At 69.7% G+C, this 18,436-nt stretch carries 1 protein-coding gene (running past one end of the window); it reads left to right on the forward strand.

Annotation, left to right across the window (positions count from 1 at the left end; all coding sequences use genetic code 11):
* On the forward strand, positions 1 to 18,436 hold the 5' portion of the coding sequence (locus ACSHWB_RS34040; protein ID WP_439657392.1) for a non-ribosomal peptide synthase/polyketide synthase. 12,332 nt of this gene lie beyond the right edge of the window; 18,436 of the gene's 30,768 nt are visible here — the first part of the coding sequence; its start codon is at positions 1 to 3; the stop codon falls past the right edge of the window.

Raw genomic sequence — 18,436 nt, forward strand, 5'->3', positions numbered from 1 at the left:
GTGGTTGAGCGGCGCACGCCCGGCATTCGGTACTCGCTGACGGCGGCGCAGGTGGACATGTGGCTGTCGGCCGAGCTGCTGGGTGACACCCCGGAGTTCAACCCCGCGCAGTACGTGATCCTCCGCGGGCCCGTCGACGAGGAGCTTCTGCGCACCAGTGCCCGTGTGGTGGCGCAGGAGACCGATGCCTACCGGCTCTTCTTCGGTGAGCACGCGGACGGTTCGCCGTGGCAGGCACTCGCCGGCGAGCTTCCCGACGACGTGATGCCCGTGGTGGACCTGCGCGGGGAGGCCGATCCGGCGGAGGCCGCGCGGGCGTGGATGCACGCCGACGGTGCCCGGCCGATCGACCACCGGACGGCACCACTGTGGCGCTGGGCGCTGCTGCGCGTCGCCGGGGCCGAGTACTGGTGGTACCACCGCGCGCACCACCTGATCACGGACATCTTCTCGTTCAACCTGCTCACGCAACGCGTCGCGGAGATCTACTCCGGGGAGCACCGGCCGCGCTACTTCGGTTCCTGGGCCGACGTCGTGGCCGAGGACGAGGCCTACCAGCGGTCCGCCGACCGGGTCGCCGACGAGCGGTACTGGCTGGACTCGGTCACGGACGCGGTGCTGGACCGGCAGGACGAACGCCGTCCCGAACGGCAGCGGCCGTCACGCCGGCGCACGGTCGCCGTCGACCCGGCGTTGCGCGAGGCCGTGCTCGAACGCTGTGCCGAGCTGGGCGTGCGGGTCCCGCACTTCCTCGTCTCGGCGTTCGCCGCCTACCAGCGGCAGCTGACGGACCGCGACGACGTGGTGTTCAGCCTGCCCACGGCCGCCCGCCGCAGTCCGCTGGCCCGCGCGACCCCCGGGCTGCTGGCCAACGTCGCACCCGTGGTCCTGCACGTCCCGGACGACCTGACGGTCCGGCAGCTGACCGGCGCCACCACCGAACGACTGGCCGAGATCGGCTCCCGGTCGCGGTACCGGGGCGAGGACCTGGCCCGGCGGCTCGGCGTCACCGGCAACGGCGCCTGGTTCGGTCCCACGCTCAACGTGGTCGACTTCAACCGGCCGCGCGGCTTCGGCCTCGACGTCTTCGCCGACGCGCCGCGCAACCTGGCGGTCGGCCCCGTCCGCGACCTCACCGTCACCACCTACGGCTGGTCTCGCGGCGATCACTCCTGGCTGGACGTCGACGTCGAGGACGGCGTCGCGGCCGAGGCCGAACTCGCGTTGCACGAACAGCGTTTCCTGGAGGTGCTCGACCGGCTCGCCCGCGGGCCGGTCGACGGCGGCGTGCTTTCGTCCACTGTGGACCGGGGTCTCACCCGGCAGTGGGGAGTCGGTGCAACGCCGGACGTCGCCGCGAGCGTGCCCGACCTCATCGCGGGCTTCGCCGAGTCGGACAAGACCGCGGTCGTGTGCGGCCAGGAGCAGCTCTCCTTCCGCGAGTTGGGGGAGCGAGCGGACGCGCTCGCCGCCCGGCTCCAGCAGGCCGGGGTGACCGTGGCGTCGCCGGTCGCCGTGCTGGTGCCGCGCGGGCTCGACCTGGCTGTCGCGTTCCAGGGCGTGCTGCGCTCCGGTGGCGTGTACGTGCCGATCAACCCCGGACTTCCGGCCGAACGGCTGGCGTTCCTGCTGGCCGACGCCGGTGTGGTCGCCGCGGTGACGACGTCGGTTCTCGCCGGTGAGCTGGCCGGGTTCGCCGAGGTGCTGGTGCTGGACGAGGCCTCGCCGGTCGCCGAGGCGGTGCCGGTGCGCATCGACCCCGCCGCGGTGGCGTACGTGGCCTACACGTCCGGATCGACCGGCCGTCCCAAGGGTGTGGCGGTGACGCACGCCGCGTTGTCGTCGTACGTGTCCGGCTGGAGCGCGGCGCTCGAACCGCTGGGCGGGGCAGGCACCGTGCTGTCGATGTCGGGCCCTGGGTTCGACGTGTCGATCGGTGACATGACCCGTGCGCTGGCGTTCGGGCAGACCGTGGTCTTCCTGCCGCACGACGAGGTCGTGTCGGTCGACTCCCTGCACCGCACGCTCGCCGACCACCAGGTCGAGGTCGCCGAGATCGTGCCCGGCATGCTCCTGCGCGATCTCGCCGCCCACTGCCGCGAGGCGGGGCCGGTCGAGTCGCTGCGCCTGGTCATCTCGGGCACCGACATGTGGACGTACGACGCACTCGTGTCCGCCGTCGCGGCCGTGGCGCCCAATGCGGTGCCGGGCAACGTCTTCGGTGTGACCGAGGCCGCGATCGACTCGATCTTCCACCCGGTCCTGGAGCGGCCGGAACACGAGGGCGAGGTCGTGCCGATCGGCGGGCCTCTGGCCGGCGTGGGCGTTTTCGTCGTGGACGGGTCGCTGAGGCCCGTGCCCGTGGGTGTCGAGGGTGAGCTGCTGGTCGGGGGTGCCGGGCTGGCCCAGGGGTACGTCGGCCGGCCGGACCTGACCGCGGAACGGTTCCTGCCCGACGTGTTCGGTGGATCCGGCGGGCGGCTGTACCGCACCGGCGACCGGGCGCGGTGGCGCGCCGACGGCGTGCTGGAGTTCCTCGGCCGGGTCGACGAGCAGGTGAAGATCCGTGGTTACCGGGTTGAGCCTGGCGAGGTCGAGGTCGTCATCGGTGACCACCCGGACGTGCGCGATGTCGTTGTGGTGGCACGGGATGGTGGCCCTCACGGTGGCAAGCGCCTGGTCGCTTACGTCGTGGCTGAGGGGGAGTTCAGCGGGACGGCACTGCGGTCCTGGTTGCGGGAACGGGTGCCGGACTACCTGGTGCCGTCGGTGTTCGTCGCACTGGACCGGTTGCCGCTGACCCCGAACGGCAAGGTCGACCGCCGCGGCCTGCCCGAGCCGGAGCTGGAGACGGCCGAGGTGTACGAGGCGCCCCGAACGTCCACTGAGGACGCTCTGGCGGCGGTGTGGTCGCAGGTGCTGGGTGTCGAGCGCGTCGGTGTGCACGACAACTTCTTCGAGCTGGGTGGCGACTCGATCCTGAGCCTGCAGATCGTGGCGCGTGCGCGTGCCGCCGGTCTGGGGCTTGGGGTGGCCGACGTGCTGTCGCGCCAGACCGTCGCCGAGCTGGCGGCCGTTGTGCGCGACAGCCCTGCGGTGACGTTGGCGGAGCAGGGCGTGGTCACCGGATCCGTGCCGTTGACGCCGATCCAGCACTGGTTCCTGGCACAGGACATCGAGAACCGGGACCACTGGAACTGGTCGGGCGTGTTCGAGCTCGCGCCGGGTACCGATCCCGATCGGCTGGCCGGGGCGCTGGACGTCCTGGTCGCGCATCACGACGCTTTGCGGATCCGGTTCACGCCGGATGGTCAGTACAACGCGCCGCTGGGGTCCGGGTTCTTGCGCGTCGTCGACGGCGACGCGGACGTGGTCGCGGAGATGACGGCCGCGCAGAAGTCGTTGCGACTGGCCGATGGTCCGTTGGTGGCGGCCGTCTTCTTCGACCGCGGTACTGAGCCTGGGTGGCTCGGTCTGGTCGTGCACCACCTGGTGATGGACGGCGTGTCGTGGAACGTCCTGCTGGAAGACCTCGGCACCGCGTACCGCTCGGAGGCGTTGGCGCCCAAGACGACCTCGTTCCAGCAGTGGGCCGAGCAGCTCCAGACGTTCGATCCTCGCGGTGAACGCGAGCATTGGACCGCGGCGACGTCCGGTGTCGTCGCGCTGCCGGTCGATCGCGACGGGCTCAACGACGAACGTTCGGCGCGGGTGCACACGACGTGGCTGGACGCCGCGACGACCGCCGCGTTGCTGGGCGACGCGCACAAGGCCTATCGCACGCAGGGCAACGACCTGCTGCTGGCGGCACTGGTGCGCACGCTCGGCCCGTGGGTGGGCACCGACCGGCTGACCATCGACCTGGAGAGCCACGGCCGCGAGGTGATCGCCGACGGGGTGGACCTGTCGCGCACGGTCGGGTGGTTCACGTCGATCTTCCCCGTGCAACTGCGTCAGCACGAGGATCTCGGCACGACGGTGAAGGCCGTGAAGGAGCAGCTCAGGGCCGTGCCACGCCTCGGTGTCGGCTATGGCGCCCTGCGCTGGTTGCACGGGGAGCTGGCCGACACGCCGGATCGTCCCGTTCTGTTCAACTACCTGGGATCTGTTGCGGGCACCGGGGATCTGCTGCGCCGCGAGCTGCCGGCGACCTTGAGGGGCGCGGCGACGTCCGGCGAAGGCACGCGGTCGCACGTGCTGAACCTCGAAGTGACCCGCACGGCCGACGGGCAGCTGCAGGTCGAGTGGCACTACAGTGCCGGTCTGCACGACGCCGCGACCGTCGAACGGCTGGCCTCGACCTACCACCGTGAGCTGGAAGAGCTGGTCGAGCACTGCCGGTCCGGGGCCTCCGGTCTCACGCCGTCGGACTTCCCGCTGGCGTCGCTGGCGCGGCACGAGGTCGACCGGCTGGCGGCGCGGTTCCCCGGGCTGGCGGACGTGTACCGGTTGGCGCCGGTGCAGTCGGGCATGTTGTTCGGTGTCGTGGGTGCGCCCGCCGAGGAGGACGGCCTCTACTGGGGTCAGGGGATCTACGAGCTCACCGGCACCGTCGACACTTCACGGTTCGCCGGTGCGTGGCGGACGGTGATCGCGCGCCAGGCCGCGTTGCGCAGCGGGTTCGTGTGGGAGGGCGTCAGCGAACCGGTGCAGGTCGTGCTGGCCGACGTCGAGGTTCCCCTTCAGGTGCACGACTGGTCGGATCTCGACGGGGACACCCAGCAGGCCCGGTTGCGGGAACTGCTGGCGGAGGACCGCGCGCTCGGCTTCGACCTGGCCGCGCCGCCGTTGACGCGGCTGTACCTGGTCGACCGGGGTCTCGGGCAGCACTGGCTCGTCTGGGGGCTGTACCAGGGTCTGTGCGACGGGTGGAGTCTGCCTGTCGTCATGGACGAGGTGCTGGCGGCCTACGACGGGTCGGCGCTCGGGCCCGTGCGGTCTTACCGCGAGTTCATCTCGTGGCTGGACGCCCGTGATCCGGACGAGTCGGAGACGTTCTGGCGGTCCTATTTGGACGGTTTCGAGGCGCCCACGCCGTTGCCGGCGGATCGGTTGGCGGTCAGCCATTACGCGCAGGACCGGCGGCGTACGCACCTCGACGCGAGCGTGACGGCAAGCCTGGTCGACCTGGCCCGCCGGGAACGCGTGACGTTGTCCGCCCTGGTGCAGGCCGCGTGGGCCAAGGTGCTGTCGGCGACCTCGGGTGAGGACGAGGTGGTCTTCGGCCTGACGGTGTCGGGTCGCCCGGCCGAGCTGGCCGGCGTCGAGTCGACCGTGGGGCTGTTCATCAACACCCTGCCGGTGCGGGTGGTCGTGCCGGCGGACGTGCCGTTCACGTCGTGGCTGCGCGAACTGCGGGACAACCAGGGTGCGGTGCAGCGGTTCGAGTACACACCGCTGGTCGACGCGCAGCGCTGGTCTTCCGTACCTGGTGGCCGTGCGTTGTTCGACAGCATCGTGGTGCTGCGCAACTATCCCGGCGGTCAGAGCCGGGTCGCGGACTTCGAGCTGTCGCCGCTGCTCGACTCGGTGGAGCAAGGCAACTACCCGCTCACCTTCGCCGTCGACGTGGAGGCCGAGCTCAAGATCGAGGCCGAGTTCTCCACGGCCGCGTTCGACGCGGTGACCGTGGAACGGATCCTCGACCAGCTCACCGTCGTGCTGACGGCCGTGGCCTCGCGGCCGGACCTAACCGTTCAGGACGTGCCGTTGCAGCGCCAGGAGCAGGCGGCGGCGCTGGTGGCGTGGGGCGAGACCCGTGAGCCCGCCATCGAACGGCCGGTGCCCGACCTGATCGACCGCTGGGCGCGGATCTCGCCCGAGGTCGCGGTGATCTGCGGCGCGGAGAGCCTGACGTTCACCGAGCTGGGCTTCCGGGCCGACGCGCTCGCCGGTCGGCTCCAGAGCGCCGGGGTGGCGGTGGGGTCGCGGGTCGCGGTGCTGGTGCCGCGCGGGGTCGATCTCGCGGTGGCGTTCCAGGGCGTGATGCGTGCCGGTGGCGTGTACGTGCCGATCAACCCCGGGCTTCCCGCCGAACGGCTGGCGTTCCTGCTCGCGGACGCCGGTGCGACGGTCGCGGTCACGACTCCGGCGTTGGCCGGGGAGCTGGCCGGGCTCGCCGAGGTGCTGGTGCTGGAGGACGACTCTCCGGGCTTCGGTGCGTTGCCGGTGCACATCGATCCCGATGCGTTGGCGTACATCGCTTACACGTCAGGCTCTACGGGCCGTCCCAAGGGCGTCGCGGTGTCGCACGGCGCGTTGTCGTCGTACGTGGCGGGATGGCGGGAAGGGCTCGCCGACCTGGGTGGTCCGGGCACCGTGCTGTCCATGTCGGGGCCTGGGTTCGACGTGTCGATCGGCGACATGACGCGGGCGCTGGCGTTCGGCCGGACCGTGGTGTTCCTGCCGCACGACGAGCACGTGACGGTGGAGTCGCTGCACGAGACCTTGGTGGATCACGAGGTCGAGGTCGCGGAGATCGTGCCGGGCATGCTGCTGCGCGACCTGGCGGCTCATTGCCGGGAGGCCGGGCCGGTCAAGTCGCTGCGCCTGGTGATCTCCGGCACGGACATGTGGACGCACGACGCGTTGACGACCGCGGTGGCCGAGGTGGCCCCGAACGCGGTGCCGGGCAACGTGTTCGGTGTGACCGAGGCGGCCATCGACTCGATCTTCCACCCGGTCGGCGAGGATCACCCTGCCGCGGTCGTGCCGATCGGTACGCCGCTGGCCGGTGCCCGTGCCGTTGTGGTGGACAGCCGGATGCGGCCGGCGCCTGTCGGGGTTCCTGGCGAGCTGCTGGTCGGTGGTTCCGGTGTGGCGCAGGGGTATGTGAATCGGCCTGATCTGACCTCGGAGCGGTTCGTTCCCGATGTGTTCGGTGTTGCCGGTGGGCGGCTCTACCGGACCGGTGACCGTGCTCGGTGGCGTGCTGACGGGACGATCGAGTTCCTGGGTCGTGTCGATGAGCAGGTCAAGATCCGTGGTTACCGGGTGGAGCCCGGTGAGGTTGAAGTCGTCATCGGCGACCACCCTGACGTGCGCGATGTTGTTGTGGTGGCTCGTGATGGCGGGCCTCACGGCGGTAAACGGTTGGTCGCGTACGTCGTGGCTGAGGGTGAGTTCAGCGGGTCAGCGCTGCGGACTTGGCTGCGGGAGCGGGTGCCGGACTACCTCGTGCCGTCCGTGTTCGTTGCGCTAGAACGGTTGCCCCTCACACCCAACGGGAAGGTGGATCGGCGCGGTCTGCCCGACCCCGAGCCGGAGACTTCCGGTGAGACCTACGTCGCGCCCCGGACCGCCGTCGAGGAGACCCTCGCCGCGGTGTGGAGTGGCGTGCTGGGTGTTGAACGTGTTGGTGTGCACGACAACTTCTTCGAGCTGGGTGGCGACTCGATTCTGAGTCTGCAGATCGTGGCGCGGGTGCGTGCCGCGGATCTGGGTGTCGACGTGGCGGACGTGTTCGCTCACCAGACCATCGCCGAGCTCGCACTCGCGGTGCGGGAGACGGCCGCGGTCTCGTTGGCGGAGCAGGGTGTCGTCACCGGACCTGTGCCGTTGACGCCAATCCAGCGTTGGTTTCTGGCGCAGGACATCCCAGACCGCGACCACTGGAACTGGTCGGGTGTGTTCGAACTGGCGCCCGGCACCGACCCGGTTCGGCTGGGGCAGGCACTCGATGTCCTCGTCGCGCATCACGACGCTTTGCGGATCCGGTTCGGCCCGGACGGCCAGCACAACGCACCGGTGGAGACCGGGTTCCTGCGTGTGGGTGGCGAGGACGTGGTCGCGGAGATGACTGCGGCGCAGAAGTCGTTGCGGTTGGCCGATGGTCCGTTGCTCGCCGCGGTGTTCTTCGACCGTGGTTCGGAGCCTGCGTGGCTCGGCCTGACCGTGCATCACCTGGTGATGGACGGCGTGTCGTGGAACGTGTTGCTGGAAGACCTCGACACCGCGTACCGCTCGGAGGCGCTGGGACCGAAGACGACCTCGTTCCAGCAGTGGGCCGAGCACCTGCTGGAGCTGGAGGCCGGCGGCGAGCGCGAGCACTGGGCCGCCGCTACGTCGGACGTGGTCGCGCTGCCGGTCGACGGCGACGGGCCGAACTCCGAGGCGTCCGGCGCCGTGGTGAGCACCTGGCTGGACGCCGAGACGACCTCCGCGCTGTTCGGCGAGGCGCACAGGGCCTACCGGACGCAGGCCAACGACCTGCTGCTCGCCGCCCTGGCGAACGTCCTGGGGGAGTGGGCGGGCACCGATCACGTCACGGTTGACCTGGAGAGCCACGGCCGTGAGGGCCTGGACCTGTCCCGCACCGTCGGGTGGTTCACGTCGATCTTCCCGGTGCGGCTGAGCCGGCACGAGGACGTCGGCGTGACGGTGAAGGCCGTCAAGGAACAGCTGCGGGCCGTGCCGCGCCGTGGTGTCGGCTACGGCGTGCTGCGGTGGGCACAGGGCGAGCTGGCCGGCGCGCCGGACCGTCCGGTGCTGTTCAACTACCTCGGTGCGTTCGACGCCGTCGACTCGGCCGGCCTGATCCGGCGCGAGCTTCCGGCCGACCTGGCAGGGCCGATGCAGGGGCCTGGCGGGACGCGGGCCTACCCGTTGCAGCTGGAAGTGGTCCGCTCGGACGACGGGCGGCTGCGGATCGACTGGCTGCACAGCACCAACCTGCACCACACCGAGACCGTGGAGCGGGTCGCCGCCCGGTACGTCGAGGCGTTGCGGGTGCTGGTGGCGCACTGCCAGTCGGGCGTCTCCGGGTTCACACCGTCGGACTTCCCGTTGGCGTCGCTGACGCAGGTCGAGGTCGACGGGCTGGCGGAGCGCTATCCGTTGGCCGACGTGTATCGGTTGGCTCCGGTGCAGTCGGGCATGTTGTTCGGTGTCGTGGGCTCTCCTGTCGACGGGCTTTACTGGGGACAGAGCGTTTACGACCTCGCCGGCCCGATCGACGCCGAGCGGCTGGGCGACGTCTGGCGGTCGGTGATCTCCCGGCACGCCGCACTGCGCAGCGGGTTCGTGTGGGAGGGCGTCGGCGAACCGGTGCAGGTCGTGCTGGCCGATGTCGACGTCCCGCTCCGGGTGCACGACTGGTCCGGGCTCGACGGGGACGCTCAGCAGGTGCGGCTGCGTGAGTTGCTGGCCGAGGATCGCGCGCTCGGGTTCGACCTGGCGGCGCCGCCGTTGATGCGGCTGTACCTGGTGGACCGCGGCGAGGGCCGGTTATGGCTGGTGTGGGGTCTCTACCAGGGTTTGTGCGACGGGTGGAGTCTGCCTGTCGTCATGGACGAGGTGCTGGCCGCTTACGACGGTTCGGCGCTGGCCCCTGTCCGGTCGTACCGCGAGTTCATCTCGTGGCTGGACGGGCGCGACCCGGACGAGTCCGAGTCGTTCTGGCGGTCCTGTTTGGACGGTTTCGAGGCGCCCACGCCGTTGCCGGTCGATCGCCTGGCGGTCAGCCACTACGCGCAGGACCGCCGCAAGACGATGCTGGACGAGTCGGTCACGGGCAAGCTGGTCGAGCTGGCCCGGCGTGAGCGCGTGACGTTGTCGACGGTGGTGCAGGCGGTGTGGGCCAAGGTGCTGTCCGCGTCGTCCGGCGAGGACGACGTGCTGTTCGGGCTCACGGTGTCCGGTCGTCCCGCCGACCTGGCCGGCGTGGAGTCGATCGTCGGCCTGTTCATCAACACGCTGCCGGTGCGGGCCTCGGTGCCCGCGGACGTGCCGTTCACGTCGTGGTTGCGCGAGTTGCAGGACAACCAGGTCGCGGTGCAGCGGTTCGAGTACACGCCGCTGGTGGACGTGCAACGGTGGTCGGCTGTTCCGGGTGGCCGGGCGTTGTTCGACTCCATCGTGGTGTTCGGCAACTACCCGCATCGCGAACTGCCGGACGACCTCGGCGCGACCCCCGACGGGTACGCCAGCGTCGACTCGGTGGAGCAGGGCAACTACCCGCTGACCTTCGCGGTCGACCTGGAGCGCACGCTGCGGATCGAGGCGGAGTTCTCGACCGCCGCGTTCGACGCTTCGACGGTCGAGCGGATCCTCGACCAGTTGGTGGTCGTGCTGACCGCGGTGGCGGAGCGACCGGGCCTGCGAGTGCTGGACATTCCGCTGCACCGGGCAGCGCAAGAGGCCGAGATCGTTGCGTGGGGTCGTACGACTCCGCCTGCGGTCGAGCTGCCGGTGCCGGACCTGATCGCTGACTGGGCCTCGTGCGATGTCGCTGTGGTGTGCGGCGACGAGCAGTTGACGTTCCTCGAACTGAACGCTCGGGCCGATGCGCTGGCTTTGCGGCTGCGCCGGGCCGGTGTGACGGCGGAGTCGCCGGTCGCCGTGCTGGTGCCGCGCGGGATCTCGCTGGCTGTCGCGTTCCAGGGTGTGTTGCGCTCGGGTGGCGTGTACGTGCCGATCAACCCTGGTCTTCCTGCTGAACGGCTTGCATTCCTGCTGGCCGATGCCGGTGTGGTCGCGGCCGTCACGACGTCGCCTCTGGACGGTTTCACCGGCGAAGTGCTGCTGGTGGACGACGTGTCCGATGCAACTGGCGAGCTTGCTCCGGTCGACCCGAACGCGTTGGCGTACATCGCTTACACGTCAGGCTCTACCGGACGGCCCAAGGGCGTGGCGGTGACGCATGCCGCGCTGTCGTCCTATGTGGCCGGTTGGCGTGACGGGCTGGCCGCGTTGGGTGGGCCCGGGCCGGTGTTGTCGATGTCCGGGCCTGGTTTCGACGTGTCGATCGGTGACATGACCCGTGCGTTGGCGTTCGGGCAGACCGTGGTGTTCCTGCCGCACGACGAGCATGTGTCGGTGGAGTCGCTGCACACCACGTTGGTGGAGCACCGGATCGAGGTCGCCGAGATCGTGCCCGGCATGCTCCTGCGTGACCTGGCGGCGCATTGCCGGGTTGCGGGGCCGGTCGAGTCGTTGCGGCTGGTCATCTCCGGTACGGACATGTGGACGCATGATGCGTTGACTTCGGCGGTGGCCGAGGTGGCGCCGAATGCGGTGCCGGGCAACGTTTTCGGTGTGACCGAGGCTGCCATCGACTCGATCTTCCACCCGGTCGGCGAGGATCATCCTGCCGCCGTGGTGCCCATCGGTACGCCGCTGGCCGGTGCCCAGGCCGTCGTGGTCGATTCCGCGCTGCGGCCCGTTCCCGTTGGGGTTCCGGGTGAACTGCTGGTCGGCGGCGCCGGTGTGGCGCGGGGCTACGTGGGACGTCCTGACCTGACGGCGGCGCGGTTCGTGCCCGATGCGGCCGGTGGGCGGTTGTACCGCACCGGTGACCGGGCTCGGTGGCGTGCGGATGGCACGATCGAGTTCCTCGGACGGGTCGATGAGCAGGTGAAGATCCGTGGTTACCGGGTCGAGCCCGGCGAGGTCGAGGTTGTCCTCGGTGACCATCCCGATGTTCGTGATGTCGTTGTGGTGGCTCGGGACGGTGGGCCGCACGGTGGTAAGCGGCTTGTCGCCTACGTGGTGGCTGAGGGCGAGTTCAGCGGTTCGGTTCTGCGGTCCTGGTTGCGGACGCGGGTGCCGGACTACCTGGTTCCGTCGGTGTTCGTCGGCCTGGACCGGTTGCCGCTGACACCCAACGGGAAGGTGGACCGGCGCGGTCTGCCCGACCCCGAGCCCGAGATGCTGGGCGAGGCCTACGTCGCACCCCGCAGCGCTGCCGAGGAGACCCTCGCCGCGGTGTGGAGCGGTGTGCTGGGTGTCGAGCGCGTCGGTGTGCACGACAACTTCTTCGAGCTGGGTGGCGACTCGATCCTGAGTCTGCAGATCGTGGCGCGGGTGCGTGCCGCCGGTCTGGGCGTGGACGTGGCGGACGTGTTCGCCCACCAGACCATCGCCGCGCTGGCGAGCGTCGTGCGGGACGCGCCCGCGGTGACCATGGCCGAACAGGGTGTGGTGACCGGGCCTGTCCCGTTGACGCCCATCCAGCACTCGTTCCTGGCCGACGACATCCCGAACCGGGACCACTGGAACTGGTCGGGCATGTTCGAGCTCGCGCCGGGCACGGATCCGGTCCGGCTCGGGCAGGCGCTCGACGCCCTGGTCGCGCACCACGACGCGTTGCGCATCCGGTTCACGCCGGAGAGCCAGTTCAACGCGCCGGTCGACGGCGGCGGGTTCCTGCGGGTAGTCGAGGGCGACTCGGACGTGGTCGCGGAGATGACCGCCGCGCAGACGTCGTTGCGGCTGGCCGACGGCCCGTTGCTCGCCGCGGTGTTCTTCGATCGCGGTTCGGGGCCCGCGTGGCTCGGGTTGACCGTGCATCACCTGGTGATGGACGGCGTGTCGTGGAACGTGTTGCTGGAGGACCTCGACACGGTCTACGCGGGCCGGGAGCTCGGGCCGAAGACGACCTCGTTCCAGCACTGGGCCGAGGTGTTGCAGGAACTCGACGCGTCGGCCGAGCGGGAGACCTGGCTGGCCCAGACCGCCGATGTGGTGGAACTGCCGCAGGACCTGGACGGACCCAACACCGAGACCTCGACGGGTGTTGTGCAGTCGTGGCTCGACGCCGGCACCACCGCCGCGCTGCTGGGCGACGCTCACCGCGCCTACCGCACGCAGGGCAACGACCTGCTGCTCGCCGCTCTGGCCCAGGCTTTGGGCGAGTGGGCTGGTTCCGGGCATGTGACCGTGGACCTGGAGAGTCACGGTCGTGAGGCGGTGGCCGACGGCATCGACCTGTCGCGCACCGTCGGGTACTTCACGTCGATCTTCCCGGTGCGGCTGACGCACGAGAGTGACCCGGCAGCGGCGATCAAGGCCGTCAAGGAGGAGCTGCGGGCCGTTCCGCGTCGTGGTGTCGGCTATGGCGCGTTGCGCTGGTTGCAGGGTGATCTGGCTGATGTGCCGGACCGTCCGGTGCTGTTCAACTACCTCGGCGCGTTCGACGCCGTCGACTCGCTGGGGCTGATCCGGCGCGAGCTTCCCGCCGACCTGGCCGGTCCGAGCGAGGGTGAGGGCGGAACGCGGTCGCACCTCCTGCAGATCGAGGCCCAGCAGGAAGCGGATGGACGTCTGCGGATCGAGTGGCTGTTCAGCCACCACCGGCACGCCACCGAGACCGTCGAGCGTGTCGCGACGCGGTACGTCGAGGCCTTGGGTCAGTTGGTGACGCATTGCCGGTCCGGGGTCTCGGGCTTCACGCCGTCGGACTTCCCGTTGGCCACGTTGGCCCAGACCGAGGTCGACCAGCTCGCCGAGCGTTATCCACTGGTGGACGTGCATCGGCTGGCTCCGGTGCAGTCGGGCATGTTGTTCGGTGTCGCCGGGTCTCCTGTCGACGGCCTCTACTGGGGCCAGGGCGTGTACGACCTGACCGGGCCGCTGGACGCGGAACGGCTGGCCGATGCGTGGCGTCAGGTGATCGCTCGGCATGCCGCGTTGCGCAGCGGGTTCGTGTGGGAGGGCGTCAGCGAACCGGTGCAGGTCGTCCTGTCCGATGTGGATGTTCCGCTGGAGCAGCGTGACTGGTCTCGTCTCGACGACGCCGCCCAGCAGGCGAACTTGCGGGCGCTGCTCGACGAGGACCGCGCGCTGGGCTTCGACCTGGCCGCGCCGCCTTTGACCCGCCTGTACCTGGTGGACCGCGGCGAGGACCGGTTGTGGCTGGTGTGGGGCCTCTACCAGGGCTTGTGCGACGGGTGGAGCCTGCCGGTCGTGATGGACGAGGTGTCCGCCGCGTACCAGGGCAAGGCGCTCGAGCCGGTGCGGTCCTACCGGGACTTCATCGCGTGGCTGGGCCGGCGTGACCCGGCCGAGTCCGAAGGGTTCTGGCGCACGTACCTGGGCGGTTTCGAGGCGCCCACGGCACTTCCGGCCGACCGGCTGGCCGCGAGCCACTACGACCAGGACCGGCGCCGCATGCGCCTGGACGAGTCCGTCACGGGCAAGCTGGTCGAACTGGCCCGGCGTGAGCGCGTGACGTTGTCGACGGTCGTGCAGGCGGCGTGGGCGTTGCTGCTCTCGACGTACTCCGGTGACGACGACGTGGTGTTCGGCCTGACCGTGTCCGGTCGTCCGGCCGAACTGGCCGGGGTCGAGTCGATGGTCGGGTTGTTCATCAACACGCTGCCGGTGCGCGCCGTGGTGCCGGCGGACACGACGTTCGCCGCGTGGCTGCCCCGGCTGCAGGACAACCAGGTCGCGCTGCAACGGTTCGAGTTCACGCCGTTGGTGGACGTGCAGCGGTGGTCTTCAGTACCGCACGGCCGGGCGTTGTTCGACTCGATCGTGGTGTTCGGCAACTACCCGCAGGAGGAACTGCCGGAGGACCTGGGCGGGCTGCAGGCCGCCGACTCCGTCGAGCAGGGCAACTACCCGCTGACCTTCGCCGTCGACCTGGAACGCACGTTGCGCGTCGAGGCGGAGTTCTCGACGGCCGCGTTCGACGCGGTGACGGTCGAGCGGATACTCGACCAGCTCGAGGTCGTGCTGACCGCGGTGGCGCAGCAGCCGGACCTGGCCGTCCGGGACGTGCCCGTGCAGCGGCCTGAGCAGGCGGCGGAGCTGGTGGCGTGGGGCGCGACCCCGGTGCCGTCCGCCGAACTGCCGGTGCCGGACCTGATCGCTGGGTGGGGTTCGTCCGATGTCGCTGTGGTGTGCGGCGATGAGCAGTTGACGTTCCTGGAACTGAACGCTCGGGCCGATTCGCTGGCCCTGCGTCTGCGCCGGGCCGGTGTGACGGTGGGGTCGCCGGTCGCGGTGATGGTGCCGCGCGGGATCGAGTTGGCGGTGGCCTTCCAGGGTGTGTTGCGCTCGGGTGGCGTGTACGTGCCGATCAATCCGGGGCTTCCTGGTGAACGGTTGGCGTTCCTGCTGGCCGATGCCGGTGTAGTTGCGGCGGTCACTGCGTCGGAACTCGACGGATTCACCGGCGAAGTGCTGCGGGTGGACGACGTGTCCGCGGTGTCTGGTGAGCTTGCTCCGGTCGACCCGAGTGCGTTGGCGTACATCGCTTACACGTCCGGTTCGACTGGCCGTCCTAAGGGTGTGGCGGTGACGCATGGTGCGTTGTCGTCGTACGTCGCGGGATGGCGTGATGGGCTGCGCGCATTGGGCGGGCCGGGTGCGGTGTTGTCGATGTCCGGGCCTGGGTTCGACGTGTCGATCGGTGACATGACTCGGGCGTTGGCGTTCGGTCAGCGCGTTGTGTTCTTGCCGCACGATGAGCACGTGACGGTGGAATCGTTGCACCGCACGCTGGTCGAGCACAGCGTTGAGGTCGCGGAGATCGTGCCCGGCATGTTGTTGCGTGACCTGGCGGCTTACTCCCGGACAGCTGGTCCGGTCGAGTCTTTGCGGCTGGTCATCTCGGGCACGGATCTGTGGACGCATGATGCGTTGACTTCGGCTGTTGCCGAGGTGGCGCCGAATGCTGTGCCGGGCAACGTGTTCGGTGTGACCGAGGCTGCGATCGACTCGATCTTCCACGCCGTGACCGAGGATCACCCGGCTGCGGTGGTGCCGATCGGTACGCCGTTGGCCGGTGCGCAGGCTTTCGTCGTGGACGGGTCGTTCCGTCCGGCGCCCGTTGGTGTGCCGGGTGAGCTGCTGGTCGGTGGCCCTGGTGTGGCCCAGGGGTATGTGGGTCGTCCGGACCTGACTGCAGAGCGGTTCGTGCCCGGTGTGGCCGGAAGCCGGCTCTACCGCACTGGCGACCGGGCTCGGTGGCGTGCGGACGGCACGATCGAGTTCCTCGGACGGGTTGACGAGCAGGTCAAGATCCGTGGTTACCGGGTCGAGCCTGGTGAGGTCGAGGTCGTCATCGGGGATCACCCAGACGTGCGTGATGTTGTCGTGGTGGCACGCGATGGTGGGCCGCACGGCGGTAAGCGGCTTGTTGCGTATGTCGTGGCTGAGGGCGAGTTCAGTGGTTCGGTGCTGCGGTCGTGGTTGCGGGAGCGGGTGCCGGATTACCTGGTGCCGTCGGTGTTCGTGGCGTTGGACCGGTTGCCGCTGACCCCGAACGGGAAGGTGGACCGGCGCGGTCTGCCCGACCCGGAACCCGAGACCTCCGGCGAGGCGTACGTCGCGCCACGGACCCCTGTTGAAGAGACCCTCGCCGCGGTGTGGAGTGGTGTGCTGGGCGCTGAACGTGTTGGCGTACTGGACAACTTCTTCGAACTGGGCGGCGACTCGATCCTGAGTCTGCAGATCGTGGCCCGGATCCGTGCCGCTGGTCTGGGCGTGGACGTGGCGGACGTGTTCGCCCACCAGACGATTGCCGAGCTCGCTCTGGCCGTGCGCGACACTCCGGCGGAATCGTTGGCCGAGCAGGGTGTGGTCACGGGGCCGGTGCCGTTCACGCCGATTCAGAGGTGGTTCCTGGCGCAGGACATCCCGAATCGGGACCACTGGAACTGGTCGGGCATGTTCGAGTTGGCACCCGGTACCGATCCTGATCGGTTGAGTCGGGCGCTTGATGTTGTTGTGGCGCATCACGATGCTTTGCGGATCCGGTTCACGCCGGAGGGCCAGTTCAACGCGCCGGTGGAGACCGGGTTCCTGCGTGTGGGTGGCGATGATGTGGTCGCGGAGATGACCGTGGCGCAGAAGTCGTTGCGGCTGGCCGATGGTCCGCTGGTGGCTGCGGTGTTCTTCGATCGTGGTTCGGAGCCTGCGTGGCTCGGCCTGACCGTGCATCACCTGGTGATGGACGGGGTGTCGTGGGACATCCTGTTGGAGGACCTCGACACCGCCTACCAGGGCCGTTCGCTGGCGCCCAAGACGACGTCGTTCAAGGCGTGGGCCGAACAGCTCCAGACCATCGACGCCGAGGACGAGCGCGACCACTGGGCCGCCACGACGGCGGACGTCACGGTCCTCCCGGTGGACGGGCACGGGCCGAACTCCGAGGCGTCCGGCGCTGTCGTGCAGTCGTGGCTGGACGCTGAGACGACGGCAGCGCTGCTCGGCGATGCGCACAAGGCATATCGGACGCAGGGCAATGACCTGCTGCTGACCGCACTCGCCAAGGCACTGGGCGAGTGGGTCGGTAGTGATCACGTCACGATCGACCTGGAGAGCCACGGTCGTGAGGGTGCGGACCTGTCGCGCACGGTCGGCTGGTTCACGTCGATCTTCCCGGTGCGGCTGAGCAGTCACGACGAGCCTGGTGCGGCGATCAAGGCCGTCAAGGAGGAGTTGCGGGCCGTTCCGCGTCTTGGCGTGGGCTTTGGTGCGTTGCAGCTGGTTGACGTGCCGGAGCGGCCGGTGCTGTTCAACTACCTCGGGGCGTACAGCGCCGACGACTCGGCGGGGCTGCTCCGCCGGGAACTTCCCGCCGACCTGGCGGGGCCGAGTGAGGGTGAGGGTGGGACGCGCTCGCACCTGTTGCAGCTCGAAGTCCAGCAGAGCGCCGATGGGCGGTTGTCGATCGAGTGGTTCCACTCCGCCGACGTGCACGACACCGCCACCGTCGAACGGGTTGCGGCTCGCTATGTCGAGGTGCTGGGCGAGTTGGTCGCGCACTGCCGATCGGCCGGCGGGTTCACGCCGTCGGACTTCCCGCTGGCTTCGCTGACCCAGCCGGAGGTCGACCTGCTGGCGGAGCGCTATGCGCTGGCAGACGTGTACCGGTTGGCTCCGGTGCAGTCGGGAATGTTGTTCGGTGTCGTGGGCTCTCCTGTCGACGGCCTCTACTGGGCGCAGAACGTGTACGACCTGGCTGGCCCGATCGACGTGGAGAGGCTGGCTGCGGCCTGGCGTGAGGTGATCGCCCGGCACGCGCCGCTGCGCAGTGGGTTCGTGTGGGAGGGCGTCAGCGAACCGGTGCAGGTCGTGGCGGCCAAGGTCGATGTGCCGTTGACGACCCATGACTGGTCGGGGCTGGACGAGGCCGCGCAGCAGGTCCGGTTGCAGGAGTTGCTGGACGAGGACCGCGCGCTCGGGTTCGATCTCGCCCACCCGCCGCTCCTCCGGCTCTACCTGGTCGACCGGGGCAACGGGCAGAACTGGCTGGTTTGGGGTCTCTACCAGGGTCTTTGCGACGGGTGGAGTCTGCCCGTCGTGATGGACGAGGTGACCGCTGCTTACCAGCGTCAGACTTTGGCGCCGGTGCGGCCGTACCGGGACTACATCGCGTGGCTCGGTCAGCGTGATCCCGCTGCCACGGAAGGGTTCTGGCGGACCTACCTTGACGGTTTCGAGGCGCCCACCGCACTGCCGGTGGACCGCCTGGCCGCGAGTCACTACGCCCAGGACCGGCGTCGTACACACCTGAGCGAGAGCGTTACGGCTGGTCTGGTGGCGTTGGCGCGTCGTGAGCGCGTCACGTTGTCGACGGTCGTGCAGGCCGCGTGGGCGAAGGTGTTGTCCGAGTCGTCGGGCGAGGACGACGTGGTGTTCGGCCTGACCGTGTCGGGTCGTCCGGCTGACCTGGCCGGCGTGGAGTCGATGGTCGGCCTGTTCA

It is taken from the genome of Lentzea sp. HUAS TT2 (assembly GCF_051853195.1).
In the GTDB taxonomy this organism is placed as follows: Bacteria; Actinomycetota; Actinomycetes; order Mycobacteriales; family Pseudonocardiaceae; genus Lentzea.